Source organism: Cytobacillus oceanisediminis (assembly GCF_003182355.1).
Taxonomy (GTDB): Bacteria; Bacillota; Bacilli; order Bacillales; family Cytobacillaceae; genus Cytobacillus; species Cytobacillus oceanisediminis_A.
The window spans coordinates 42,450-65,930 of sequence record NZ_QGTW01000001.1 but is presented as its reverse complement, the minus strand read 5'-3'; the positions used below and the strand labels follow the sequence as shown (position 1 = coordinate 65,930).

The 23,481-nt window shown below is 40.6% G+C and carries 26 protein-coding genes and 1 riboswitch; of the genes, 15 read left to right on the top strand and 11 right to left on the bottom strand.

Going from position 1 to position 23,481, the window contains the following annotated elements:
* Positions 1–322: 322 nt before the first annotated feature.
* The 3 genes from ltaE (at position 323) to DFO73_RS00315 (ending at position 2,811) form a co-directional block, all read left to right on the top strand.
* Entirely contained in the window at positions 323–1,345 is a 1,023-nt protein-coding gene (gene ltaE, locus DFO73_RS00325) for a low-specificity L-threonine aldolase (RefSeq protein ID WP_110062810.1), read from the top strand.
* Between the two features lie 75 nt (positions 1,346–1,420).
* On the top strand, positions 1,421–1,567 hold the full coding sequence (locus DFO73_RS28340) for a hypothetical protein (protein WP_181395864.1): 147 nt from the start codon (positions 1,421–1,423) through the stop codon (positions 1,565–1,567).
* A 395-nt stretch (positions 1,568–1,962) separates the two neighbouring features.
* Positions 1,963–2,811, top strand: coding sequence for a CAP domain-containing protein (locus DFO73_RS00315; protein ID WP_258309120.1), 849 nt, complete (start codon positions 1,963–1,965; stop codon positions 2,809–2,811).
* Between the two features lie 16 nt (positions 2,812–2,827).
* On the opposite strand, the gene DFO73_RS28335 is transcribed toward DFO73_RS00315, so the two are convergent.
* On the bottom strand, positions 2,828–2,974 hold the full coding sequence (locus tag DFO73_RS28335) for a hypothetical protein (RefSeq protein WP_181395863.1): 147 nt from the start codon (positions 2,972–2,974) through the stop codon (positions 2,828–2,830).
* A gap of 307 nt (positions 2,975–3,281) precedes the next feature.
* On the opposite strand from DFO73_RS28335, the gene DFO73_RS29055 reads away from it, so the two are divergent.
* Positions 3,282–3,410: a hypothetical protein gene (locus DFO73_RS29055; RefSeq protein ID WP_258309119.1), complete on the top strand. Its 129-nt coding sequence runs from the start codon at positions 3,282–3,284 to the stop codon at positions 3,408–3,410.
* Positions 3,411–3,449: 39 nt separating this feature from the next.
* Here the strand turns inward: DFO73_RS29055 and DFO73_RS00310 are convergent, their stop codons facing one another.
* Positions 3,450–4,439, bottom strand: a complete 990-nt coding sequence (locus DFO73_RS00310; protein ID WP_258309118.1) for a DMT family transporter — start codon at positions 4,437–4,439, stop codon at positions 3,450–3,452.
* A gap of 107 nt (positions 4,440–4,546) precedes the next feature.
* Between DFO73_RS00310 and DFO73_RS00305 the strand changes: the two genes are divergently transcribed.
* From DFO73_RS00305 to DFO73_RS00295, 3 genes are all read left to right on the top strand, one after another.
* Positions 4,547–6,715 (top strand): beta-propeller domain-containing protein, encoded by a 2,169-nt coding sequence (locus DFO73_RS00305; RefSeq protein WP_110062808.1) that lies wholly within the window; start codon positions 4,547–4,549, stop codon positions 6,713–6,715.
* 141 nt (positions 6,716–6,856) lie between these two features.
* Positions 6,857–7,861, top strand: coding sequence for a DUF3231 family protein (locus tag DFO73_RS00300; RefSeq protein WP_110062807.1), 1,005 nt, complete (start codon positions 6,857–6,859; stop codon positions 7,859–7,861).
* Between the two features lie 193 nt (positions 7,862–8,054).
* Positions 8,055–8,471, top strand: coding sequence for a hypothetical protein (locus tag DFO73_RS00295; RefSeq protein ID WP_110062806.1), 417 nt, complete (start codon positions 8,055–8,057; stop codon positions 8,469–8,471).
* A 40-nt stretch (positions 8,472–8,511) separates the two neighbouring features.
* On the opposite strand, the gene DFO73_RS00290 is transcribed toward DFO73_RS00295, so the two are convergent.
* On the bottom strand, positions 8,512–8,898 hold the full coding sequence (locus DFO73_RS00290) for a globin domain-containing protein (RefSeq protein ID WP_110062805.1): 387 nt from the start codon (positions 8,896–8,898) through the stop codon (positions 8,512–8,514).
* Positions 8,899–9,056: 158 nt separating this feature from the next.
* Here DFO73_RS00290 and DFO73_RS00285 point away from each other — a divergent pair, with 158 nt between their 5' ends.
* Together DFO73_RS00285 and DFO73_RS00280 are read left to right on the top strand one after the other, a co-directional pair.
* Entirely contained in the window at positions 9,057–9,263 is a 207-nt protein-coding gene (locus DFO73_RS00285) for a zinc ribbon domain-containing protein (RefSeq protein ID WP_110062804.1), read from the top strand.
* Positions 9,264–9,713: 450 nt separating this feature from the next.
* Complete coding sequence (locus tag DFO73_RS00280; RefSeq protein WP_110062803.1) at positions 9,714–10,541, top strand: aldo/keto reductase; 828 nt, start codon at positions 9,714–9,716, stop codon at positions 10,539–10,541.
* 95 nt (positions 10,542–10,636) lie between these two features.
* Here the strand turns inward: DFO73_RS00280 and DFO73_RS00275 are convergent, their stop codons facing one another.
* Complete coding sequence (locus tag DFO73_RS00275; RefSeq protein WP_110062802.1) at positions 10,637–10,837, bottom strand: hypothetical protein; 201 nt, start codon at positions 10,835–10,837, stop codon at positions 10,637–10,639.
* A 259-nt stretch (positions 10,838–11,096) separates the two neighbouring features.
* Between DFO73_RS00275 and DFO73_RS00270 the strand changes: the two genes are divergently transcribed.
* On the top strand, positions 11,097–11,669 hold the full coding sequence (locus DFO73_RS00270) for a hypothetical protein (protein WP_110062801.1): 573 nt from the start codon (positions 11,097–11,099) through the stop codon (positions 11,667–11,669).
* A gap of 32 nt (positions 11,670–11,701) precedes the next feature.
* Here the strand turns inward: DFO73_RS00270 and DFO73_RS00265 are convergent, their stop codons facing one another.
* Positions 11,702–12,013 carry a hypothetical protein gene (locus tag DFO73_RS00265; protein WP_110062800.1) on the bottom strand — a complete coding sequence of 104 codons (312 nt, stop codon included), beginning with the start codon at positions 12,011–12,013 and terminating at the stop codon, positions 11,702–11,704.
* 155 nt (positions 12,014–12,168) lie between these two features.
* Here DFO73_RS00265 and DFO73_RS00260 point away from each other — a divergent pair, with 155 nt between their 5' ends.
* The 4 genes from DFO73_RS00260 (at position 12,169) to DFO73_RS00250 (ending at position 13,842) form a co-directional block, all read left to right on the top strand.
* On the top strand, positions 12,169–12,648 hold the full coding sequence (locus DFO73_RS00260; protein WP_110062799.1) for a hypothetical protein: 480 nt from the start codon (positions 12,169–12,171) through the stop codon (positions 12,646–12,648).
* A gap of 147 nt (positions 12,649–12,795) precedes the next feature.
* Positions 12,796–12,930, top strand: coding sequence for a hypothetical protein (locus tag DFO73_RS29050; RefSeq protein ID WP_258309117.1), 135 nt, complete (start codon positions 12,796–12,798; stop codon positions 12,928–12,930).
* Between the two features lie 30 nt (positions 12,931–12,960).
* Positions 12,961–13,296 carry a DUF3889 domain-containing protein gene (locus DFO73_RS00255; RefSeq protein ID WP_110062798.1) on the top strand — a complete coding sequence of 112 codons (336 nt, stop codon included), beginning with the start codon at positions 12,961–12,963 and terminating at the stop codon, positions 13,294–13,296.
* A 105-nt stretch (positions 13,297–13,401) separates the two neighbouring features.
* Positions 13,402–13,842, top strand: a complete 441-nt coding sequence (locus tag DFO73_RS00250) for a GNAT family N-acetyltransferase (RefSeq protein ID WP_110062797.1) — start codon at positions 13,402–13,404, stop codon at positions 13,840–13,842.
* Positions 13,843–13,867: 25 nt separating this feature from the next.
* Here DFO73_RS00250 and DFO73_RS00245 read toward each other — a convergent pair whose 3' ends face one another.
* From DFO73_RS00245 to DFO73_RS00220, 6 genes are all read right to left on the bottom strand, one after another.
* The gene (locus DFO73_RS00245; RefSeq protein ID WP_110062796.1) at positions 13,868–14,437 is read right to left on the bottom strand and encodes an HAD hydrolase-like protein; all 570 of its coding nucleotides are present in this window, start codon (positions 14,435–14,437) and stop codon (positions 13,868–13,870) included.
* A gap of 284 nt (positions 14,438–14,721) precedes the next feature.
* A complete protein-coding gene (metH, locus tag DFO73_RS00240; protein ID WP_110062795.1) occupies positions 14,722–18,168 on the bottom strand; it encodes a methionine synthase in 3,447 nt (1,148 codons plus the stop codon).
* Positions 18,161–20,011: a bifunctional homocysteine S-methyltransferase/methylenetetrahydrofolate reductase gene (locus tag DFO73_RS00235; protein WP_110062794.1), complete on the bottom strand. Its 1,851-nt coding sequence runs from the start codon at positions 20,009–20,011 to the stop codon at positions 18,161–18,163. Before DFO73_RS00235 ends, metH begins: the two co-directional genes overlap by 8 nt.
* 16 nt (positions 20,012–20,027) lie before the next feature.
* Positions 20,028–21,206 (bottom strand): cystathionine beta-lyase, encoded by a 1,179-nt coding sequence (gene metC, locus DFO73_RS00230; protein ID WP_110062793.1) that lies wholly within the window; start codon positions 21,204–21,206, stop codon positions 20,028–20,030.
* The gene (locus tag DFO73_RS00225) at positions 21,203–22,315 is read right to left on the bottom strand and encodes a methionine biosynthesis PLP-dependent protein (protein ID WP_110062792.1); all 1,113 of its coding nucleotides are present in this window, start codon (positions 22,313–22,315) and stop codon (positions 21,203–21,205) included. Before DFO73_RS00225 ends, metC begins: the two co-directional genes overlap by 4 nt.
* A gap of 75 nt (positions 22,316–22,390) precedes the next feature.
* Positions 22,391–22,505, bottom strand: a riboswitch (SAM riboswitch).
* A gap of 164 nt (positions 22,506–22,669) precedes the next feature.
* Positions 22,670–22,849 (bottom strand): H-type small acid-soluble spore protein, encoded by a 180-nt coding sequence (locus DFO73_RS00220; protein ID WP_110062791.1) that lies wholly within the window; start codon positions 22,847–22,849, stop codon positions 22,670–22,672.
* A 164-nt stretch (positions 22,850–23,013) separates the two neighbouring features.
* Here DFO73_RS00220 and DFO73_RS00215 point away from each other — a divergent pair, with 164 nt between their 5' ends.
* Positions 23,014–23,253, top strand: a complete 240-nt coding sequence (locus tag DFO73_RS00215; protein ID WP_110062790.1) for a hypothetical protein — start codon at positions 23,014–23,016, stop codon at positions 23,251–23,253.
* The last annotated feature ends 228 nt before the right edge of the window (positions 23,254–23,481 follow it).

Here is a 23,481-nt window from a genome sequence, read left to right as displayed (position 1 = left end):
AATAGAAGGCCTTGCTAAAGGCTCTTTCTTTTTTTAGCTCTGTTAACATTGCCTGTTGGTTTCCGCTCCAGGCACCAGCTTTCCCAGGGCGGTCCGGCGCTCCTCAAGCATTAAGCCTGCGGGTCTCCCTTTGACTCGCTTCTCCCACTGGACCATGAATAAGCAACCTCGAATAAACATTGCACGAAGGAAATTCGAATGCATTTTCGAGGATCTCGCACATTCTGCTCCAATCAACATGGTGCCAGAACACCCCTTTTTATTGAAAAATACAGAATAGTGAAGTAACATGGACTAAAAAAATGAATGGCAGGGTGAGGAAATGATCGACTTACGAAGTGATACAGTAACAAAGCCAACAGAAGAAATGAGGAAAGCGGCTTATGATGCTGAAGTAGGAGATGATGTATACGGTGAGGATCCTACAATAAATAAATTGGAGGAAACAGCTGCTGAAATTTTGGGAAAGGAAGCTTCCTTATTTGTAACAAGCGGTACGCAGGGAAATCAGATAGCGATTTTGACGCACTGCCGTCCAGGAAACGAAATCATACTTGAAGCAGAAAGCCATATATTTTACTATGAAACGGGCGCTGCTTCTGCGTTTGCAGGTGTCCAGACAAGAACAATAAAAGGAACGAGAGGAGCGATGGATCCGGCTGAAGTTCAATATGCCATAAGAGAAGAGGATCAGCATTACCCTGAGTCAGGACTTATCTGCCTTGAAAATACCCATAATCGGGCTGGCGGTGCTGCAGTTCCGATTGAAAATATGAAGGAAATACATAAAATCGCAAAAGGAAGTAACATTCCTGTACATATTGATGGAGCAAGATTGTTTAATGCAGCTGCCGCTTTAAATCTGCCAGCGAGCGAGCTCACTCAATATTGTGATACAGTTCAAGTATGTTTATCCAAAGGATTGGGTGCGCCTGTTGGTTCCATTCTTGCAGGCAGCAGGGAGTTTATTGCTTCTGCCAGAAAGTGGCGCAAAAGGCTGGGTGGTGGACTTCGCCAGTCGGGTATCATAGCAGCTCCAGGGCTTGTAGCATTAACGCAAATGAGGGAACGCTTAGCCGAGGATCACGAAAACGCCCAATCTCTTGCTGAACAGCTTAACCAAATCAATGGAATTCACATCATAAATCAAGTGGATACCAATATTGTTGTAGCTGATGTTAAAGACCTTAATATGAATTCGTCCAAATTTGTTGAAAAAATTAAATCTGAAGGTGTTCTTGCAGGAACATTTGGGCCTTCTTCCGTACGTTTTGTAACCCATTATGATGTTTCAAAAAACGATATTGAAAAAGCAATTGCAGCCATCCTAAGGGCCATAAACTAACAAAAGGAATTTTACTTTTGATCCTTTCTAAAGAGGGTATAGACCAAAAAATCCTTATAGAAAGGAATGAAGAAAATGAAAAGCAACGGTCAATGGTATTGTGAGCAAAATTCAGTTTATAAAACCTGGGAAGACAGGCAAGATAAAGAGGTGCTTGGGAAAAATGCTTTATATTATGGGATCCCATCTTTAATCATGATCGTATTGCTCATTCTAGGATAGAGATTGCATTAAAAACGCATGTTAATTACTGTAACATGCGTTTTTTAATGCAATTAATGCCTTCCCTGCCATACAGGTGCAGAATAGTTATGATGTTGGGCAAAATAATGACTGGGATGCCAAATGCTATGAAAAGGGTACCCATGGTGAACAGGCTGGTGCCAAAGCCCAAAAGAAAGCTCCGGAAACCCCTGATAAGAAGCCCCATTCATTCCTGTTATAATATATTGCCTCAAAATATCACTCCTCTTTTTTCCTTACCATCAAAATATGCTGCGAAAAACTTGAAGTTCCCCTTGAGAAATAGGCTTTTTCTCTATATTTCCAACTATATTTTCTTTCACTAATCCGCATTATAAGAAAGTAAAATTAATTTTAAAGGAGATATGCTTAAAATGAAGATGCTCTTTAACAGAAACTTTCTTATTGGTGTATTTTTCGTACTTTTGCTTTCAGCATGCAATAATAATGCAGAGCAAGGGATGGATAATGGAAATTTAACGGGTAATGAGCTGGAGGAAATAAGCAACACAAATAATGCGAATGTGGAAAGAGAGAGACGAGGACAGGCTCCAATTGAAGTGCAAAGAGTCCATAACGGTTATTTGACCATTGACCCGAATTCTTACAGCACAGCGATGCCTAGCCAGGAATTCCCCCACAGCGAATTAACAAACGATGGCGGCTTGCCATTTTTCCAATTTGGAGAAAACGAGCAGCAAGACCAAGGAATGGCGCCTGGCCAACCCGGGGCCGACCAATTTAACCAGCAGCCATACGGCCAGGGTGGAATTGCCGGACAGCAGCCGGCAACACCAGCGCCGCGGGATGAAACTGGACAGGCACCTGCAGCACAAGGTGACGAAATCAATAATTTTGAAGCACAAGTCATTGAGTTAACGAATGAACAACGAACAAAGAATGGACTTTCAGCCTTAAAGGCAAGTAATCCATTAAGTAATGTGGCACAGGCAAAATCAAATGATATGCAGCAAAAAAATTATTTTTCACATACAAGTCCTACTTATGGTTCACCATTTGACATGATGAGAGACTTTGGTGTCAACTACAGCAGTGCCGGAGAAAATATTGCAATGGGACAGCAGACACCACAGCAAGTCGTTCAGGCATGGATGGACAGTGAAGGCCACCGGAAAAACATCCTGAATGGAACATTCACTCATATAGGAGTTGGATATACAGAAAACGGGTCTTATTGGACTCAAATGTTTATAAGCAAATAAAAAAAGAAATCGGCGTTCAGCCGATTTCTTTTTTATTTATTAGTGGCTCTAGCTGGTTTTTAATATCATCAACTAACTCATGAATCGTAATTTGACTCTCTGATTGCCCTTTATCAAGAGCAGACTCCAAAACTTTTGCAAAATCATCAAAATTGGCATCCATTATAAGCACCTTCTAGCAAGAATTATAGTTGGTGAAACTATTCCCTGTAAAAGATTTTTTAAACTTCAGTCCCTATATACTATTTAAACGGGAAAGGGTACGTGACAAATTCATTTTTGCATCAATTACTACATAAAAATTTTTCGGCATATTGGTTTATCAAATAGTGGATGCGGGTAATAAGTATGAAAATATTTTTTTTGCTTACCCCCATAGCGGTTGAGTGCTGCTCGAATAGTATAGCAGGAAATAGATAATATACATAAATTGTTTATGTAGAAAGTTGATTAAAATAGGAGGTCTGGTTATGAGATTGGTGCAAATGGATATTGATCAGATTTTGGAATCCACATCGGAAATTGCAGAAGAAGATCTTGGCTATATGATCAGACAAGTTGAAATCGATATTTTACTTGAGAGAACCCAGGATTGGTAATATAGAAAGAAAAGCTCCCAGCAATCGCTGGGAGTTTTTTTATTGGGCTTTATATGGGGAAATATTGTTCTGCTTAAAATTCTTATTTTTAATTCGAAAAGATATCCTGGACGAAAGCAATACACCGAAAATAACGATAACTCCGCCTATTATCTGGTATAGATACAATGATTCTGATGTGAATAGAACCGCAAAAATAGTCGCAAAAACAGGTAGAAGATTTAGAAAAACACCTGCTTTAGAAGCTCCAATTATTGAAACTCCATAATTCCATGATAAGAATGCAACAATGGAGGCCAGAAAGCCGACATACAGCAGAATCCCAATCGAAAAAATCGAAAAGGCCGGTTCAACACCAGAGAGCCTGTATTCAATCAAACTTAAGGGCGCTAATATTAAAATGCCAAGGAATGAAGTCACATAAAACGTCGAAAGCCCTGGCAATACACCGGAATATTTCTTCCCAATAACAGAATACATTGCCCACAAAAGAACTGCAGTTAATACAAAGAGGTCTCCTGCGTTAATGCTCCATGAAAGAAAAGCATCAATGGATCCCCTTGAAATGATAAACGAAATTCCGAGAACAGATAAAATGATTCCGGCAATCTGATGAAATGAAAGCTTTTCTTTTAAAATAAAAATGGCAAAGATTGCAATGAATAGAGGAGTTGTACTATTCACAACAGATGCATTTATGGAGGTTGTGTATTGCAGGGCAAAATAAATAATCGTATTATAGCCTGCCACCCCTGTCACTGCCAAAAGCAAAAGGACAGCTTTATGCTGCCAAAGAATCTTCCAATCCTTTTTGAGGGGCTTTACCATAAATGGAGTAAGAAGCAGAAATGCAATCAGCCATCTGAATAGAGAAAAAAGCAGGGGCGGGTAATAATCCACTCCAATTCTGCCAATCACAAAATTTCCACCCCAAATCATATTTGCCAATATTAACAATAAAAAACCGTAATTTTTGTTTGCACCAGCTTGCACAGTAAAACCTCTTTCCCATCCTAATATAATTTCCATTTTACCTCTCTTCGCAAAAGAGTTCATTAATTTCTGAAAATATATCAATTGGAAATTGTAACAATTGGAAGATCGAACCCGTCAATTGATTTAAAGGGGTGTCTAAAATGAGAAGAAAATGGCTTTTGATTGGCGGCATGGCGATCATTTTATTTTTAATCGTTTCGATTGTCTTTGGGACCCGGCTAAAAATTATCAGTGATCTTGCAGGAAAGAGTGAAGAACTCATTGTCTTGAAAGATAAAGTTTGGGAGGTTGAGTTTTCAAAAGAACTGGATGCTCAAAGTGTTAATAGCCAAACGGTCTATGTGTTGGATCAAGATGGCAAGAAGCAGCATGTCGGTGTATCACTGGACAGGGACAAAAAAACCATACTCGTCCAGCCCCCGAAAAATGGGTATAAAGTGAATTCCCCTCATTATTCTTTAGTTTTTACAACACGCATAAAAGCAGAGTCAGGCAGAAGTTTAAATCGTTCCTTTGAAGCTGCTTTTACGGTTAAGGAAACCCTGCCTACGATTGGGTCAAAGGAAAAGTTAAATGCTTACTTTTTAAAACTGCTGAAAGAGGGCCAGAAGTATTTTTCTGGCAGGGATTTTGCAGTAAGCGAGCAAAGCAGCAATGAAAAAAGTGGAGCTGATACAGCCGGGGCGGATTACTCGGAGACTAATGTTCAAGTGCAGGGAATTGATGAAGCTGACCTGGTTAAAACGAATGGCAATCATATTTATAAAATAAGCGAAGGGAAAGTTCAGATTATTAAAGCAGTGCCTGCTGACAAAATGGAAGTGGATTCCATGCTTACTTTTAATTCATCCTTTTCTCCTTCTCACTTATTTTTGGAAGGAAACCAATTAGTAGTCATGGGCCATAGCTATAAGGAGCTGGCTAAAAGTCAGGGGAAAGCAGAAGCTGATTTAATGATTGCACCTGCTTTTCAATCAACAAAAGCTATCGTGTACAATGTCCAAAATAAACAAAAGCCAAAACGGTTAAGGGAGATTGAAATAGAAGGCAGTTTGCTTGCTTCGAGACTAATGGATGGAAAGGTTTATATGGTTACAAGCCATTATCCTGAATTTTGGATTCTTGAAAGAAATGAAAATGCAGACCTGCGCCCGCGCTACTCCGATACTTCTAAAAACAGGGATTTAGAAGCAATCGATTATAACGAAATTCAATACTTTCCAAATTCCAGAAATGCAAACTATACGAATATAGCCGTTATGGATTTGGAAGACCCAGAAGCCGATTTGGGCATAACAACGTATTTAGGCAGCGGAACTGAACTATTTATGTCCAAAAACAATCTCTATTTGGCTGTTTCCAATTATCATTATAAACCAATTACAGAAGATCGCGTATTCAGCCCAGACACCAGTATCTATAAATTCAACTTAAAAGGCGGAAAAGTAGAGTTTCAAAATACAGCCGAAGTAAAGGGTACAGTCCTAAATCAATTTTCCATGGATGAATATAAAGGAAATTTTAGAGTAGTCACAACGAAGGGCCAAGCTTGGGACAATCGGAACCCGTCATCTAATAACCTCCATATTTTGGATGAAAATTTAAAGCAGATTGGCCAGCTCGAAGACCTTGCAAGGGGTGAGCGAATATATTCTGCCAGGTTCATGAATGATCGGATTTATATGGTAACCTTTAAGGAAACCGACCCGCTCTTTGTGATCGATGGTTCTAATCCTAAAAAACCAGCGGTAATGGGTGAACTCAAAATACCCGGTTTTAGCAACTATCTGCATCCCTTGGATGAAAATCATCTAATTGGCTTTGGCCATAATACAAAGGTAATGTCTGGAAAGGGATCAGGAAACCAGCCAATTATTACAACAGAAGGAGTCAAAATATCTCTTTTCGATGTTAGCGATATGAATAACCCAATAGAAAAAGATACTGAAATAATTGGTGGAAGAGGGACTTACTCTCCTTTAAATTATGACCATAAAGCCCTCCTTTTTCACAAAGAGAAAAATCTGTTTGCTTTTCCCATTACTGTTTACAAAAGTGTTGAAGGCAGCCAATTCGAATCCAGATTTGAATTCCAAGGAGCTTATGTTTACAGAATAGATGCTAATGAGGGGATTCAACAGAAAACGACAGTCACTTACCAGGAAACCGATGTGGTATATGAGGAGTGGGAAAACACTATTGAACGGCTCATTTATATCGGTGATCATATCTATGCTTTATCACCAAAAAGGATTGCTGCCTATCATATGGAAGACTACTCAAAAACGGGTGATTTAAAGCTGCCATAACGAAATGAGGAACTGGCTCTTACAAAGCCGGTTCTTTTTTCAGGAATACATTTCCAATTAAGCGAATGAATTCCCTCATTAAAGGAGAAGATAAAATTAATAGTATACAAATATAATTTCAAATAAATGGCTGGTGAAAATATGAATGGAAGCAGTATTCCCAAATTAATATCATCTGAAATGGCAATGCTTTGGAATACTTATGTAGCAGACACAGCAGCGGTATGCTGCATTAAGCATTATATAAATACATACGAGGATCCTGATGTATTGCCTGTATTGGAATATGCTTTATCCATTGCCCAGAATCATATAGAAGACATTAGCTCCTTGTTTCAAAAAGAAAATTTCCCCATACCTAATGGATTTAATGAAAACGACTGGGTTCAAGATGCCCCCAAGCTGTTTTCGGATGTAACTTATTTAAGATTTATGCACCATCTAGGAAGAACCGGATTAAATGCCTATTCACTTGCTAAATCAGTATCAGCAAGGAGAGACATCCGGAGCTTTTTTAAAAAATACTATGAACAAACTGAAAATCTATTTGACATGGCATCTGATGCAATGGAAGAAAAGGGTTATTTCATTCGATCACCCTATATCAATTATCCAAGTAAAGTTAACTACGTTTCGGATTATCATTTTCTGGGAGGACTAGTGGGTAAAAAAAGGCAATTGCTCGCGATTGAGATTGCCCATCTAGGAACAAATATAGAAGTAGCTAATATCGCAAAGACAATGTTATTAGCATATAGCCAGGTAGCCAAGCAAAAAGAAATTAGCAATTATTTTATAAAAGGCTACGAAATGAGTCTGAAGAATGTTGAGTATTTTCTCAATGTATTAAAAAATGATGACGTTGCTTATCCCAGCACCTGGGATGGATCTTTAACAGATTCAACTATTCCGCCTTTCTCTGACCGTTTAATGATGTTTCAAATTGCCAGTATCACCGCTGTTGGTGTTATGGACTTTGGCATCGCAATTGGAGCAAGCATAAGAAAGGATCTCGCTACCCGCTATGCGAAAATGATGGCAGAAGTTGGAGGGTATGCAGAAGATGGTGCAAAAATTATGATTGATAACGGCTGGCTTGAAAAACCGCCACAATCACTTGATAGGGAAGAATTAAGGAAGAAATAGAAGATTGAAAGCACCCTATGTTGTGGTGCTTATTTTGTTAGGGATGTAACCGCGACACGACCCGCAATTGCAGCGGCAAGGTCCGTCCCTTATCCAGCAAGAAAACAAACAGCTGTACTTTTCCTATGAATGCAACCAAAAAAATGGGGTAATAGAATACTAGAATGGAAAAAAGGAAAAGGAGCTGAATGTAATGCGCAAATTGGTATATGCATTCTCTGCTGTGATGCTGCTGACTGCTTGCGGGGCAGACGAAGAAACAGATAACGCTTCAGAAGAGGTAAATGTGGAAGAAAAGAACAGTGAAGAAAACAATACCCTTGAGGGCCAAAAAGGGGCAGAGAAACCTCTGTCCGTTGCAGAATTGGATGACCGAATCGATGAGGGGATGAATATAGATACTTATTCAGCAGAAATTCAGTCATGGGCGGAAAAAGGTCAGCTTGAAATGGAGGAGACTGTTATAGTCGATGAAGAAAATACTTCTTCTGCAGATATTCTCCAGCTTGCAGATGGGTTCCTGGGCGTTGCATATGACGAAAAAGAAGTGACAGAAGTGAAAATGTTCCAATCAGCAGAAAATGCGAAAGAATATTTCGAATCACTTTAAAAAGGCTTAAGACCTTCCAAATTAAAGGAAGGTCTTTTTCTTATTCAAAACTATTAACCATAATTGCGGCTACCTGCATTAAACGGTCATAGAAGGGACCGGCTGCAGAATTCTGATCCAAGCCTGTTTCCTTGAAGGCATCTTTCATGCAGCTAAGCCATCTTTCTGCTCTCTTGGGCGAAATTTCAAAAGGCATATGGCGCTGCTTCATAGCAGGGGGCCCGAATTCCTGGCTATAAAGCGGTGGCCCTCCAAGAAACTGTGTAAGAAACATGCGCTGTTTTTGTTTTATTTCCTCTATGTCACCTTCAAAAAGAGGGCTTAATATTGGATCGGCGTAGACCCGTGGATAAAATGCTTCCACTAACTTTTCAATTGTTTCCGTACCGCCAATTTCCTCGAAAAGGGTTTTAAATTCCTGTACCATTTCTTCACCTGCTTTTTCTTTATAATTATCATTTTTTTATTGTAATTATATAGTAGGTATTTTCGCTTAAGTGTGATATAAATCACAATTTGAATATTTGCGAAATTATTTTTAGTTTTAAACGTATTGTAGAAAAGAGATGCAAAGGGGTGGATAATTTGGAGAAAAAAGGCTGTGTTAAATGCGGAAGCAGGGATGCAGGTCAAAAAGAAGTTGCTATGACAGGAAGCGGGCTTTCGAAAATGCTTGATATTCAGCATAACCGCTTTCTTGTTGTCTATTGTAAAAACTGTGGTTATTCTGAGTTCTATAATAAAAATTCGTCTACTGCGGGTAATGTACTGGACTTTTTCTTTGGGGGCTAAACAGTTTTCTGGTGGGTTTGATCAGTTCGCCGTTAAAGTTAAAACAAATTCCCTTGAAAAAAGGGATCTCGCAGTTGACCTTTAAGCATTGCCGTTCATATGGCAGTGCTTTTTAATATTTTGTCCTGTTAAACTGGCCTGTTGATTTCCGCTAAAGAAGCTCAGCAGAACCGGGCTGTCCAGGAGCCTCCTCGGCCGCTTGGACCTGTGGGGTCTCCCTTTACTTGCTTCTACGGATGAACGTTGAATAAGCATCTTTAAATAAACACCGTAAGAAGGAAATGCGAATAACCTTTTCGAGGATCTCGCGCCTTCTGTTCCAATAACAGGGTTATCCAATATCAACAATGAGCTTTAACCGAGCCTAATATTTTAAAGCAAAAAATTTTGATAAACGAGCGGAATGTGAGAAAATTATCCAGTAATAAATAGACGATATGAGGTGAAAGAATGGAAAATTTGCAATCAGCAACAACCTTACTCAACGGCGTAAAAATGCCTTGGTTTGGGCTTGGCGTTTTCAAAGTCCAGGACGGGGATGAAGTGGTCCAATCTGTTAAAGCCGCTTTAAAAGCAGGCTACAAAAGCATCGATACGGCTGCTGTGTATAAAAATGAAGAAGGGGTAGGACTGGCAATAAAAGAAGCTGGCGTGCCGCGTGAAGAACTTTTCGTTACTACAAAGGTTTGGAATTCTGACCAGGGTTATGAGTCTGCAATCCAGGCATTCGAAACCAGCCTTGAAAAACTCGGCCTTGAATATATCGACCTTTACCTAATTCATTGGCCAGTAAAGGGAAAATATAAAGAAACATGGAAAGCTCTTGAAACTCTTTATAAGGAGAAAAAGGTAAGAGCAATCGGGGTAAGCAACTTCCATATTCATCACCTTGAAGACCTTTTACAGGATGCAGAAATAAAGCCGATGGTCAACCAGGTGGAGCTTCATCCACTGTTAAACCAAGCGGAGCTAAGGGAATTCTGCAAAAAGCAGGAAATCCAAATCGAAGCTTGGTCACCTCTCGCACAGGGAGAACTGCTTGAAAATGCTGCCCTTAAAGAAATTGCTGCGAAATACAGCAAATCTGCTGCCCAGGTAATTTTAAGATGGGACTTGCAAAATGAAATCGTGACGATCCCGAAATCTGTGAAGGAACACCGAATTATTGAGAATGCGGATATTTTTGACTTCGAGCTTTCAGCGGAAGATATGGACAAAATTAACGGTTTGAACGAAAATCGCAGAGTAGGTCCGGATCCTGACAATTTTAATTTTTAATAAAAGGACAAACCGGCTGGGCAATTCAGGCTTAGCCGGTTTGCTCTGTATAACCTCATTATAGCTAGTAAATATGCTTCTTCTCCACAATTTTTTTACTCCTCAAAATAATCCCGAAATTCATTTGTATCGGTTTTTTCTTTATTTTTGTAATAAGGATTGTTCTCAGTCGAGTCCTTTGGATCAAGATTCGTCTTAATAACAAGCATCGGTTCATTTGTATGTTTAGCAATCATTCGATCATCCAGTTCTTCAAAATCCGGCATTTGTTTGCTTCCTGGCTTTAATGGATCCATTTTGCACCTCCCAATCCATAGAGTGCAAAGAGGAACGAGAAAATATGCATGATTTGGAATAGAAAGGTCAAAAAAAGGTTTGCGGATAAAGAAAAAAGGTAATTAGGGAAGAAGACAAGCTAATACCCAAAACTGCAAAATAAAAGAACATAAGTGTGTTAATTGTTCCTGACCGTAAAGGCATTTTTTTACTCCCTTTATTGTTAAACGAAAATTAATATCTACAGTTGGCAGCTAAGTGTTAATGGAGGATAAGACTATGAGTATTTTTGAAAACATTCTGGATATTTTAGAGAAGAAAGGCCCTTTATCAATACCGTCATTGCTGGATGAAATGAACAGGATGAGCCGTTTTCAAAATACAAATGGTAAACCCATTGAACTATCCCATGTTAAATCCGTAATAAGCAGGAAAAGAGAGCTTTTTAATATTAAAAATAATATTGTGACAATAGATCCTGATAAAGATCCGGTGTTATTAAGTGTCAGCCTCGGAGGCTATCCGGGTCCGTGGTATAAAGTTGAAGTGGATTTTATCAATGACCGGTTTGTTTACTTTGAATGGCACTTAAGTTCTTTTTCGCAGAGAAATGAATTGCCTAAAGTGTCAGGCAGCATTGAGGATTTTAAGAAGGAATTATATCGGCTGAAAATCTGGAAATGGCAGCCTGAATATAATCAACAGGGCATTATACTGGATGGGATAACCTGGTCCGTTAAACTGATTACGAAGGGAAATATATTTGAGAGTAACGGCATACAGTCCTTTCCAAATGATTGGGAAAAATTTTGCAAGGCACTATCAAAACTTACAGGAAAATATATATGTTAAAAAGGCTGCAGCGAGATAAAAGCTGCAGCTTTTTAATTTTCTAAAGATATGAGCCTTAGCACAAAGCACTTATTATCCTCGTCAATGAACAAGCAATACTCCTCCTCTTCAGATATATCCAGCAGCGATTGCAGCTCCTTAGGAATATGGATGGAGCCATTTTCAGAAATGAGCCTTTTATTATGAGTAGAATCCAAACTTGCCTTTTTAATAACAATTTGATTTTGGTCGAAGCGAAGATCAGCCAGCCTGCCTGGCAGGAGGCCAAATTGGTTCCGCCACTTGCTTGGCAGCAGAATTTTACCTGTTTTATTAAAATTCTTGCATTTGTAGATCGTTAACATGCTGATCAGCTCCTTGTACGATTGTTAATCTATTACACATATTGGAACCTCCAAAACACTTTTCTTAAAACAAATTAAAATTTCCATATTAGTTCTATTTCGCAAGGCATAATTCTCTCCAGAAAGGCGAAACCTAAAAAAAAAGGTGGGGTACGATGAAAAAGAAGTTTACTTTAATCCTGATGGTTCTCCTTTCCTGGATGACTGTTCCTTTCATAGGCAAAAGGGATTTTAAAAAGTACTATCCTGCAGCCATCTTTATGGGTCTATATATATTATGTGAAGGAGCCATAGCAGAAAAGAACAAATGGTGGACAATTAAGGAAAGACTTCACCCGAAATTAAGCGGAGAAGTGCCCCTGATTCTTGGGCCATTCTTTGCCGGTTCCATGTGGATTCTAAAATTAACATATGGAAAACCTTTACTATATTTGTTGTTGAATGCAATTGTTGATGCCTTTTTCTCTTACCCTTTTTATAATTGGTTCAAAAAGCTCGGCATATGGAAGCTCGTCCGCTTCACACAGCTCCATCTGTTCATTTTGTTTATGCTGAAGTCTATCTTGATGTATGTTTTTCACGTTGTTTTTGTGGATAAAAGGATCTTATCTAAGCTTTTTAATAGTCTCTGTTAAATTTGCCTGTTGATTTCCGCTCCAGGAACTCAGCGAACCCGGGCGGGTTCGGGAGCCTCGCTCCTTTCCGCTCAAATTACAACAATGAGCTTTAACAGAGCCTAAGGAAGAAGACCTGAATCTTAACAAACGAGAGGAGAGAGTATAATGGAAAAAAGAAAAGACATTGCCTGTACAGATGAGAAGGATATTCTGCACCATCTAATGGAACAGCAAATTGCCTATATCTGCGTCGATGAAGAAGAAGAACGAATGAGAGAAGAGACAGAAAACAAATACTAAAAAGCAGACTTTCTGAAATGAGGGTTTAAATTGAAAAAATTAATGGTCAGTTTTGCGGCCTTGGCTTTTTTAACAGCTTCATATAGCATGCCGGCGTTTACAGAACAGGCATTTGCAGAAAGGCCAGAACCAGCATACGCCAAATGGGGAAGACTTGCCATGAAAACAGCAAAAGAAAAATATCCTGCCGCTAAAATACTTGATTACTTGCATATGGGCAGGGAGAAGAAAGCAAAAACCGACATTGAAAAATTCAAGCTCTGGATTGAAGATGGCGGAAAAGAATTCGGGTTATTTATAGATATTGAATTCGACCCGAAAACAGACAGAGTGGTCCGCATTAATACTCGAAAATCCTCCAATTAACTGGTGCAAATCCATGCACCAGTTTTTTTATCAAAAAATTCAGGCATCATTGGCCATAGTCGATTATAATAGAAGGAAAAGGATGTTATTTTGGGGGCGTGCTATTTGGAAATCAGGTTTAAAGAGATTACTTATCAGAATTGGGAGGAGTGCATAGGACTTCAGGTAGCGGATCATCAGAAAGGGTTCATAGCATCCAACTTATATTCCATTGCAGAAGTGCAATTCTTGCCCGGATTCAAAGCAATGGGAATCTATTACACCGATGTGATGATAGGGTTTATTATGTTTGGACTTGATCCTGATGACGGGAACTACTGGATTTACCGTTTTATGATCGATGAGAAGTTTCAAAGAAAAGGATATGGAAAACAAGCCCTCATCCAAGCCGCAGCAATGATCAGCAATAACCCTGGCTGCCAGGAGATATATGTTGGCTATCACCAGGACAATATCGCTGCAGATCGGCTATATAAAAGCACTGGCTTTACAGACAAAGGAATTGCTCCATGGGGTGAAAGGCTGGCTGGCTATATAAAAATGTAAGAATAACCGCGGCCTGTTCCATATTTTAGCCACGGTCTTTACAAGTGATCGTTTCGAATTTCGAGTAACAATCGATCGCATAGTCTGCATAAGGGTTAGGATTGCGGAAAGCACAGGTGCTGATGCCAATTTTCCGGGCCGGAATTAAATCTGTGTCCTGGTCGCCGATTGCGAGATCAATTTGATACCGGCGATGCAAATATTCATAGGATTCAGGGTGTGGCTTTAGGAAGAAGCCGTCAAATTCGGGACAGATGACTTCTTCAAAATACGGTGCCAGATTCCAATAATCCAATAGCTCCTCAGTGGATTGGCGATTGCGATGTGTCACGAGGACATTGATATTGTTTTGCTCCAAAATATCCCTTACATATGGAAATAACGGTTTTTCTTCATGCCTAAAAGTTCTTTCCGTTTTACGGAAATCGATTATTTTTTCTGACGGTACTCCATACTTCTCGAATGCATTTCCGTTTTTTAGCAGTGGGAGGACTTCATTAGGATCAAGATTTTTTCCCGATATTTGAATAAAAGATTGAACCAAAGTAGGCCATGCATCCAAAATTGTGCCATCCAAATCCCATAGGACGTTCATTACGATTTCTCCTTTCAGATATGTATGTATTTATTGTAATGGTTTTAAAAGGGGAAACGCAAACATCCGACATAAGTAAAAAACCCGGCTTCATTCTGCCGGGTTTTCTTTTAATATGAGAAAGTTAACTATAAACTTTGATAAATGTCCAAGCTCCGGCCCCTTATGGACTCGACGTGCTTGCTTCTGGCTCCATCGATGCGCACTAAGGAAAGCCTCCTTAGAATACGCTTCACAGGAACACTCGGCTTTTGGCTTGTTCCGAATGGCGCCTCTGCTTTTCTCTATCTAAGTACATTAAAATATCTGGCTTCCGGATGGGCAAATACCATCGCAGAAACAGATGCTTCTGGTTCCATCATGCATCCTTCTGTTAGGTGGACGCCGATGTCTTCTGGCTGAATAAGCTTGAATAGCTTTTTCTGATCCTCCAGATCTGGGCAGGCCGGATATCCGTATGAAAAGCGCTGTCCCTGGTATTTGGCTGCGAAACGGTCTTTCATCGTCATTTCTACCGGATCCGGGAAGCCCCAGCGATCACGTATTTGACGATGGATTAACTCGGCAAATCCTTCTGCTGATTCAAGGGCAAGCGACTGCAAGGCATGGCTTTCCAGGAATCTGCCTTCCTCTTTTAATCGGTCAGCTACCTCCCGAATACCTCTACCGGCAGTAACAGTAAAGAATGCAACATAATCCATTTGGCCGCTTTCTTTGGACTTTAAAAAGTCTGCCAGGCATAAAAACGGCTCCGTTTCCTGGCGCGGGAACTCAAATGTTTCTATGATAGTAGTCTGATCTTCAGCATAGATATGAACCTTATCGCCATCCGATTGGGCAGGGAAGAATTGATAAACTGCCTTAGGGTCAATCCAGTTTTTCTCTTTTGATTCAGTAATCAGTTCATCAACCATTGTGTTTACTTTAATGGCCTTTTCATCACCTTCAGCAAGAAGCTTTTGAAGGTTTCCTTTTAATCCAAGATGATGACCAATCAGCATTTGTTTATTAATATACGGTTCGATATGAGAAAGAGAATACGTCTTTAACAAATGGCGTTTAAGATCCTTTGGAACAAACACTGGCGCTTTTGTGCTAACCGTTGGCTTCGGCTTTACTGCCACAGCAACGGATCCTCGGTCAAAAGGTACTGCATTAAGTGCAGCAGCCTGTTTTTCAGCCTGCTGGACCTTCAGCTTTTCAGCTTCTTCCGGCTCCTGAAGCTGGTTGGCTAAAGAAAGACCGTTCATGGCATCCTTGGCATACAAGACAAGCCCGTCATATTCCTTGGATATTTTTGTGTCAGTGAACTTCCTTGAAAGAGCTGCACCTCCTACTAATATAGGGACATTGATGCCAGCCTGTTTCATATCATGCGCCGTGATGACCATCTGCTGTGCTGACTTAACCAGCAAACCAGATAAGCCAACCATATCTGGCTTTTCTCTTTTAATCGTTTCAATTAAATCTGCAGGGGAGACTTTAATCCCTAAATCAACTACTTCATATCCGTTATTGCTTAAAATAATATCAACCAGGTTTTTGCCAATGTCATGCACATCGCCTTTAACCGTGGCCAGGACAATTTTCCCTTTGGAAGATGACTGGGCAGCGTCCTTTTCCATATATGGTTCAAGGTAAGCAACAGATGCCTTCATAACCTCGGCACTTTGCAGAACCTCCGCGACAATTAGCTGATTATCGTTAAATAGTCTGCCAACTTCCTTCATTCCGTTCATTAAAGGGCCATTGATGATATCAAGAGGGGCAGGGTATTGTTCCAGGGCCAAGTCAAGATCTGGAATCAAACCTTCTTTCGTGCCCTCTAAAATATAATAGGCAAGGCGCTCCTCGAGAGTCATATCAGGCAGGACGCTTTTGCTTTCTTTCTTCTTATCACGATAAAAATCAGTGAAAACTGCAAGAGATTCATCCGTCGTTTCAAATAGCAGCTTTTCTGCCATTGCGACTTCTTCCTTTGTAATGGAAGCAAATCTTTCAAGCTTCTCCGTATTCACTATGGCGTAATCAAGGCCGGCTTGTGTACAGTGATACAGAAATACGGAATTTAGAATTTCCCGGCCGACAGGAGGGAGGCCGAAAGATACATTACTGATCCCCAAAATGGTTTGAACTTCCGGAAATTCTTCTTTGATAAGTCTGATTCCATCAACAGTAGCCTTAGCCGAGCCGATATATTGTTCATCGCCTGTACCGACAGGGAAGACGAGCGGGTCAAAAATCAGATCCTCAGGCGGGATATTGTATTTATTCACAAGAAGATCATAAGAGCGTTTAGCGATTTCAAGTTTTCTTTCAGCTGTAACACCCATGCCTTCTTCATCAATCGTCCCAACAACAACAGCAGCTCCATAGCGGTGAATGAGTGGAACGATAGCCTCAAATCTCTCTTCGCCATCTTCCAGATTAATCGAATTAATAATCGCTTTTCCCTGTGAATAAGTGAGGGCTTTCTCGATCACCATTTCATCTGTTGAATCGATCACGAGCGGAGCCTTGATTTTTTTCACTAATTCCTTCATGAAGTTTTCTACATCCTGCATTTCTTCCCGGTCCGGATCGGCAAGGCATATATCAATGACATGCGCTCCGCCTTTTACTTGAGCACGGGCAATCTCGGCAGCTTCTTCAAATTTCCCTTCAGCAATCAGCCTTTTAAATTTACGGGAGCCGATAACGTTTGTACGCTCTCCGACCATAATTGGCCTTAAAGTTGGATCATCATATATAAGCGGCTCAATGCCGGAAACTTTGTGAAGCAAGTTTTCTTCAAATGTACGAGGGTTATAATCCTTTACGGATTCAGCTATAGCCTGTATGTGTTCAGGCGTAGTCCCGCAGCAGCCCCCGACAATATTCAGCCATCCTTCCTTGGCAAAACCGGCAAGCTTGCTCGCAAGTGATTCCGGTGTTTCATGGTACTGTCCTTCCTCATCAGGCAATCCTGCATTGGGGTAACAGCTAACTGCAGTGGTTGCCAGTCCGGAGAGGGAACGGATATGGTCCTGCATGAATTCCGGACCTGTCGCACAGTTAAGTCCAACCGCAAGGGGATTCATGTGTTCAAGCGAAATATAAAAAGCTTCAATTGATTGTCCGGCAAGGGTAGTGCCCATCGGTTCAATTGTTCCTGAAACAATTAGAGGAAGTTTCTTTCCAGCCTTTTTAAATGCTTTTTCAATACCGATAAATCCTGCTTTCACATTCAGCATATCCTGGCTCGTTTCCAAAAGAAGAAGATCGGCGCCGCCGTCAATTAACCCCAGTGCTTGTTCTTCGTAAGCTGCCGCCATATCATCAAAAGTGGCACCGCCTGTCACGCTTAACGTTTTAGTCGTAGGTCCCATTGCTCCTGCCACATATCTTGGCCGATCAGGAGTAGAGATGCTGTCAGCCGTTTTACGGGCAATTTCGGTTGCCTTCATATTCAGTTCATAAGCCCTGTTTTCAAGATCGTAGTCGGCAAGAACGATGCTTGTTGCGCCAAATGTATTAGTTTCAATAATATCAGCGCCGGCTTTCAAATATTCAAGGTGTATATGTTCAATCACATCAGGAGCGGTCACATTTAAGTATTCATTGCAGCCTTCATATTCCTCGCCGCCAAAGTCGTCCGCTGTAAGATTCGCTCTCTGAAGCATGGTGCCCATTGCTCCATCCATGATTAAAATTTTCTTCTTAAGCTGTTCCTGTAATGTTGGTTTATGCATGCTGTTTCCTCCTTGAAAGCCGTTCTGTCTTTTCGCGTGCGTAGTTTGAAAGTTCAACAGTCATTTCATAACGCATAAACGGAGTAATCAGATAAATTCCGTTGAATAGCTCCGCTGCGGCATCAATCAGCGACTTTGCAATTGCAATACCTTCCCGGCCAGCTTGTACGGGATCATCCTTTAAGGCTGCCATTCTGTCTCTGATGCTATCTGCAATCTTTATTCCCGGCACTTCATTATGAAGGAATTCTGCGTTTCTGCTTCCTGTCAATGGCATAAGCCCGATATAAACTGGTGCTTTTAAATGCTTGACCGCTTCATGGATCTCCAGCAATTTTTCTTCTGAGAAAACGGGCTGTGAAATGAAATAGTCAGCGCCATGGTCGATTTTCTTTTCCAGGCGCCCAACAGCTTTTTCCAGTGAGCGGACATTGGGATTAAAAGCGCCGGCTACAGAAAAAGCGGCTTTCTGGCCCAGGTCTTTTCCTGAAACCGATAAGCCTTCATTCAGCTGTTTAATCATGCTGATCAGTTCAAATGAAGAGACATCATAAACAGAAGATGCACCAGGGAAATCGCCGACTCGAGCAGGATCTCCGGTTACTGCCAATATATCATTTAATCCAAGTGCGTGCAGACCCATTAAATGGGATTGCAATCCAATAATATTTCTGTCCCTGCAGGTAACATGAACAAGTGGACGCAAGCCTGTTTGCTGCTTCACCAGGTATCCCAGAGCGGAATTACATACCCTTGGGGAAGCAAGGGAGTTATCTGCCAGTGTAATGGAGTCTATGCCGGCTTCCTTTAAAGCTTTTGCTCCTTCAAAAAAACGTGTGGTATCCAGCTTCCGTGGAGGATCAAGCTCGACAATGACAGATGGCCTTTCCTTCACAATTTCCTGAAGAGGAGGGAGGTCTCTTGATGGTGAAGGCTTTTCAGACACGATTATTTCTTTTTTCGCCTTTACCTCTTTTTCCTCAAGAGGCGCTATCCCTTTTAATTCATCCGCAAAAGCTTTGATGTGCGCTGGAGTAGTCCCGCAGCAGCCTCCAAGAAGCCTAACGCCCTGATTGTGGAAATCTCTCGCTGACTGGCGGAAATAATCGGCATCTCCTTCATAATGAAATTTGCCGTCCGTATAAGCTGGAATGCTGGCATTAGGATAAGATGAAAGAAATGCATGTTTAGGCAGAGGTACGCATTCCAAGGTTTTAAGCATATGATGCGGACCAAGTCTGCAATTCAATCCCACAACATCCGCACCTATGCCTTCAAGCCTTGAAAAAGCGTCAGCGATAGGTGTCTGATCCTGCAGTACACCTGCTTCCTGAAGTGATACCTGGGCAATAATCGGCAAATCGGTTTCCTTTCTGGCTATGGCCAGGACCGTTTCCAGCTCTTCAAGATCATAATAGGTTTCTAGTAAAATACTATCTACACCCTCAAGCAGGAGGCAATATAGCTGCTCGCGAAAGCTTCTCTTAATTTCTTCTAGCGACACCATATTAGGTTTTATGCCTCTATTGCCCCCAATCGTACCTGCCACATAAGCTTTGCCATTGGAAGCTTTTTTAGCAATCCGTGCAGCCGCACTGTTGATTTCTTTTACAGAGTCTTCAAGTCCGTATCTTTGCAGCTTTAGATAATTCGCTGCGTATGTGTTTGTTTGGACCAAGCCTGCACCGGCATTAATATATGCTTCATGAATGTGCTGGATTTGTTCTGACTGTGATAGATTTAATTCTTCAAAACAGCTGTCAGTACCATAGGAGTATAGCAGAGTTCCCATTGCCCCATCAGCTATGATAATTTCATTTTTTAATTTATCAAGGAAATTCAAGTCATCACCCCCGCTGTTAAATTTTTTGTCTCGTTTGTTCCGCAGCAGTTAATGCTGTCTTGAAATCTTCTATAATATCATCTGCATTTTCCAGTCCAACAGAAAGGCGAAGGAGGCTGGAGGTAATTCCGCGCTGCTCTCTTTCCGCCGCAGGCATAGCCGCATGCGACATTTTTGCAGGGTAGGAGAGGATGGATTCAACTGCACCAAGGCTCACTGCAAACACAGGAATTTGCACATTGCCAACAAACATCCTTAAGGCCTGCTCGTCTTCAAGCTCAAAGGAAAGGACGGCACCTGCGTTTTTAGCCTGCTTTTTCTGGAGCTCATAGCCGGGGTGCTCCTCAAGGCCTGGATAATGCACTTTCTTAATTGACGGATGCTCTTCAAGGAAAGAGGCAATCTTCTCTGCCGATTTTACAGATTGCTCCAGGCGGACATGAAGGGTCTTAATCCCTCTTAGTACAAGCCAGGCATCCTGTACACCTAAAACAGCACCGAAGGAATTCTGCAGGAACGCCAGACTGCCAGCCAAGCCAGGATCCTTCACAACTGCAAGGCCGGCTACAACATCACTGTGTCCTGATAAAAATTTAGTCGCACTGTGAAGGACAATATCTGCTCCCAATGCAAGAGGCTTTTGCAGGGCAGGGGTAAGGAATGTATTGTCTACAAAGGTAAGAGCACCATGTTCTTTAGCAAGAGAACTAATAGCCCTAATATCTGTCACTTTCAATAATGGGTTGGAAGGAGTCTCCACATAAAATACCTTTGTATTTGGACGGACCGCAGCCTTTACTTCTTCCAGATTGGTCATATCAACGAATGTATGTTCAATCCCAAAACGTGTCAATACTTCTGTTACCATACGGAAGGTGCCTCCATACACATCTTCGGTAATGACAACATGGTCACCCTTGGACAAGAGGAGGAAGGCAGTAGAAATCGCAGCCATTCCGGAAGAGAAGGCAAAGCCCCTGGTTCCTTCTTCAAGTTCGGCGATTACTTCTTCCAGGGCTTCCCTTGTTGGATTTAAGCTGCGGCTGTAATCGTATTTTCCGAAAGTATCGATATCCTTTTGATGGAAAGTGGATGCATGCTGAATAGGTACACTTACAGCACCAGTTTCAGGATCATATTTTTGATTATTGTGCAGCAATTTAGTTTCGAAACTCATTGAATGATCTTTACTCATCGTACAACCTCCTTTAAAACACTTGCAAAAGCATGCTTCAGATCTGCCTTTAAGTCTTCAGAATTTTCAATGCCAACAGAGAAACGAAGGAGTCTGTTGCATACACCTGTCTCAATTCGAATTTCTTCAGGGATATCAGCATGTGTTTGTGTCGCTGGATATGTAATGAAACTCTCCACACCTCCTAGGCTTTCCGCAAAAGAAATAAGTGAAAGGCTTTGCAGGAATGGGTTTACCCAAGATTCATCTTTGATCCGGAAAGAAATCATTCCGCCATTGCCTGGATACAAAACGTCTGTGACCGCATCATGATCTGTTAATAACTCCACCAATTCCTTTGCATTCTTTTCATGCCGCTCCATTCGAAGGGAAAGAGTTTTCATTCCTCTAATCAATAACCAGGAATCAAAAGGGCTTAATACGGCTCCGGCAGCGTTATGGTTCATGGCCAGTAATTCACATAATTCTTTTCCTTTTGCAACAATTAATCCGGCAAGAACGTCATTATGACCGCCCAGGTATTTCGTGGCACTATGGATTACAATATCAGCACCAAGCTTTAACGGCTGCTGGAGGAGAGGGGTATAAAATGTGTTATCAACAATTAAGAGAATATTATGCCGCTTCGCAATTTCAGCTGTTTTCTTAATATCTGTTTGTTCCATGAGCGGGTTGGTTGGCGTTTCAAGAAAAATCGCCTTTGTATTTTCTGTAATTAGGTTTTCAATCTGTTCCGGGTTGCTTGTATTCACATATTTACTCCGAAGGCCCCATTTCTTGAAGCCTTGCTCAAGCAGCCTATATGTACCTCCGTATAAATCCTTGGATACAATCCACTCATCTCCTGATTTAAAGAGCGAAAGAATCGTAAGAATAGCAGCCATTCCCGAACTGCAGGCATATCCCTGATCTCCTTCTTCCAGGTCTGCAATTGCTTTTTCAAGCAGCTGGCGGGTAGGATTGCCTGTACGGCTGTAATCAAAGCCTGTGGACTGGCCGATGCCTTCATGGCGGTATGCCGTAGAAAAATAAACTGGCGGATTTACCGCACCTGTTGCTGCCTCGCTTTTGTTGCCGATTTGTGCCAATTTAGTATCAAGCTTATACATATTTTAAACACCCCTTATACAAAATAAAAAAAAGCCTTCTATAAGAAGAAGACTTTTTAATGTGATTAGCCATTCTTCTTATCTTTCAAGTTTTTTAAAACTTGCAGGAATTAGCACCTTTTCAATCAACTTAAGATTGATGGTTGCTGAGGCGTCGTCGGGCCTTACCCTCGACCTCTCTGGATAAGAAATCAAATATTGAATTTTCTCTACACTTTACTACAGTAAACTGTTAATAGTCAACACTTTTTGAAAATATTTTGAAATAAATTTTAATTTGTTAATTTTTAAATTCCCAAAGAAAAGACTCCCATCCAGAGGAAGGAAGTCTTTAAAGAAGAAGTAGGTTGGAATTTACTCTTCAATCAAGTTGTTTACCGGTACATCCATTTCATTTTCGGGATCTGATTTCGTGTAAATGCGCGCCATCTTTGTCCCCTCGTCCACATGCTGAATGATTACAGGATTGCCGTTATAGGTAACACCTACCATATCTGCAGACTCAGAAATTTCTCTAGCTCTTCCAATATTCATATGATACCTCCTGGATTAAATAATAGTAATTTGTCTTAAATAAAAGAATTTATACTTGGGTCAAACTATGGCATAAAATGTTAAGTCTGTACCACTTTAAAGTTCAGAATATTTGATTTATAATAAAAGAAAACATATATCTTTTCTTGTGGAGGGGTGTTATCATGCAAGAGCATAGTCACTGTCACCATCGCTTTGCAGATTTTGGAGGACCAGCAGTTTTCCAAACCGAAGACGGAATTGAGGTTAACGTTTCAGGTACTGCGATTCAAAAATGCACCACTTGCGGCCACGTGGATTTTCCGGTAGATACAAGAGAAGTAATTGAATCCTCTCTAAAAGAAAACAGAAAGAACCCTAATGCAGTTAAACAAATTTATATTAACTTAGTAGAGACTTTTTAAAGCCGATAAAAAAATCGGCTTTTTATTTTTGTGGTTTTCCCATATAAATAATGCCTAGTTATTTCATATTAATAAATGTATTTTGTTTAACAAATCATTTTATTAATATAAGTAATTCACCTAAAAAATTTTTTAATAGTTTTCCACTATATTCATGTTTAAATCTTTGTACAACAAGATTTTCCGTGTTAGAATAGCTGTGGAAACGTTTTATCCTCTGAAAAATAA

Coding starts and splice junctions, on each gene's coding strand:
- ltaE (WP_110062810.1), top strand. CDS start 323: ATGATCGACTTACGAAGTGATACAGTAACAAAGCCAACAGAAGAAATG.
- DFO73_RS28340 (WP_181395864.1), top strand. CDS start 1,421: ATGAAAAGCAACGGTCAATGGTATTGTGAGCAAAATTCAGTTTATAAA.
- DFO73_RS00315 (WP_258309120.1), top strand. CDS start 1,963: ATGAAGATGCTCTTTAACAGAAACTTTCTTATTGGTGTATTTTTCGTA.
- DFO73_RS28335 (WP_181395863.1), bottom strand. CDS start 2,974: ATGGATGCCAATTTTGATGATTTTGCAAAAGTTTTGGAGTCTGCTCTT.
- DFO73_RS29055 (WP_258309119.1), top strand. CDS start 3,282: ATGAGATTGGTGCAAATGGATATTGATCAGATTTTGGAATCCACATCG.
- DFO73_RS00310 (WP_258309118.1), bottom strand. CDS start 4,439: ATGGAAATTATATTAGGATGGGAAAGAGGTTTTACTGTGCAAGCTGGT.
- DFO73_RS00305 (WP_110062808.1), top strand. CDS start 4,547: ATGAGAAGAAAATGGCTTTTGATTGGCGGCATGGCGATCATTTTATTT.
- DFO73_RS00300 (WP_110062807.1), top strand. CDS start 6,857: ATGAATGGAAGCAGTATTCCCAAATTAATATCATCTGAAATGGCAATG.
- DFO73_RS00295 (WP_110062806.1), top strand. CDS start 8,055: ATGCGCAAATTGGTATATGCATTCTCTGCTGTGATGCTGCTGACTGCT.
- DFO73_RS00290 (WP_110062805.1), bottom strand. CDS start 8,898: ATGGTACAGGAATTTAAAACCCTTTTCGAGGAAATTGGCGGTACGGAA.
- DFO73_RS00280 (WP_110062803.1), top strand. CDS start 9,714: ATGGAAAATTTGCAATCAGCAACAACCTTACTCAACGGCGTAAAAATG.
- DFO73_RS00275 (WP_110062802.1), bottom strand. CDS start 10,837: ATGGATCCATTAAAGCCAGGAAGCAAACAAATGCCGGATTTTGAAGAA.
- DFO73_RS00270 (WP_110062801.1), top strand. CDS start 11,097: ATGAGTATTTTTGAAAACATTCTGGATATTTTAGAGAAGAAAGGCCCT.
- DFO73_RS00265 (WP_110062800.1), bottom strand. CDS start 12,013: ATGTTAACGATCTACAAATGCAAGAATTTTAATAAAACAGGTAAAATT.
- DFO73_RS00260 (WP_110062799.1), top strand. CDS start 12,169: ATGAAAAAGAAGTTTACTTTAATCCTGATGGTTCTCCTTTCCTGGATG.
- DFO73_RS29050 (WP_258309117.1), top strand. CDS start 12,796: ATGGAAAAAAGAAAAGACATTGCCTGTACAGATGAGAAGGATATTCTG.
- DFO73_RS00245 (WP_110062796.1), bottom strand. CDS start 14,437: ATGAACGTCCTATGGGATTTGGATGGCACAATTTTGGATGCATGGCCT.
- metH (WP_110062795.1), bottom strand. CDS start 18,168: ATGCATAAACCAACATTACAGGAACAGCTTAAGAAGAAAATTTTAATC.
- metC (WP_110062793.1), bottom strand. CDS start 21,206: ATGAGTAAAGATCATTCAATGAGTTTCGAAACTAAATTGCTGCACAAT.
- DFO73_RS00225 (WP_110062792.1), bottom strand. CDS start 22,315: ATGTATAAGCTTGATACTAAATTGGCACAAATCGGCAACAAAAGCGAG.
- DFO73_RS00220 (WP_110062791.1), bottom strand. CDS start 22,849: ATGAATATTGGAAGAGCTAGAGAAATTTCTGAGTCTGCAGATATGGTA.
- DFO73_RS00215 (WP_110062790.1), top strand. CDS start 23,014: ATGCAAGAGCATAGTCACTGTCACCATCGCTTTGCAGATTTTGGAGGA.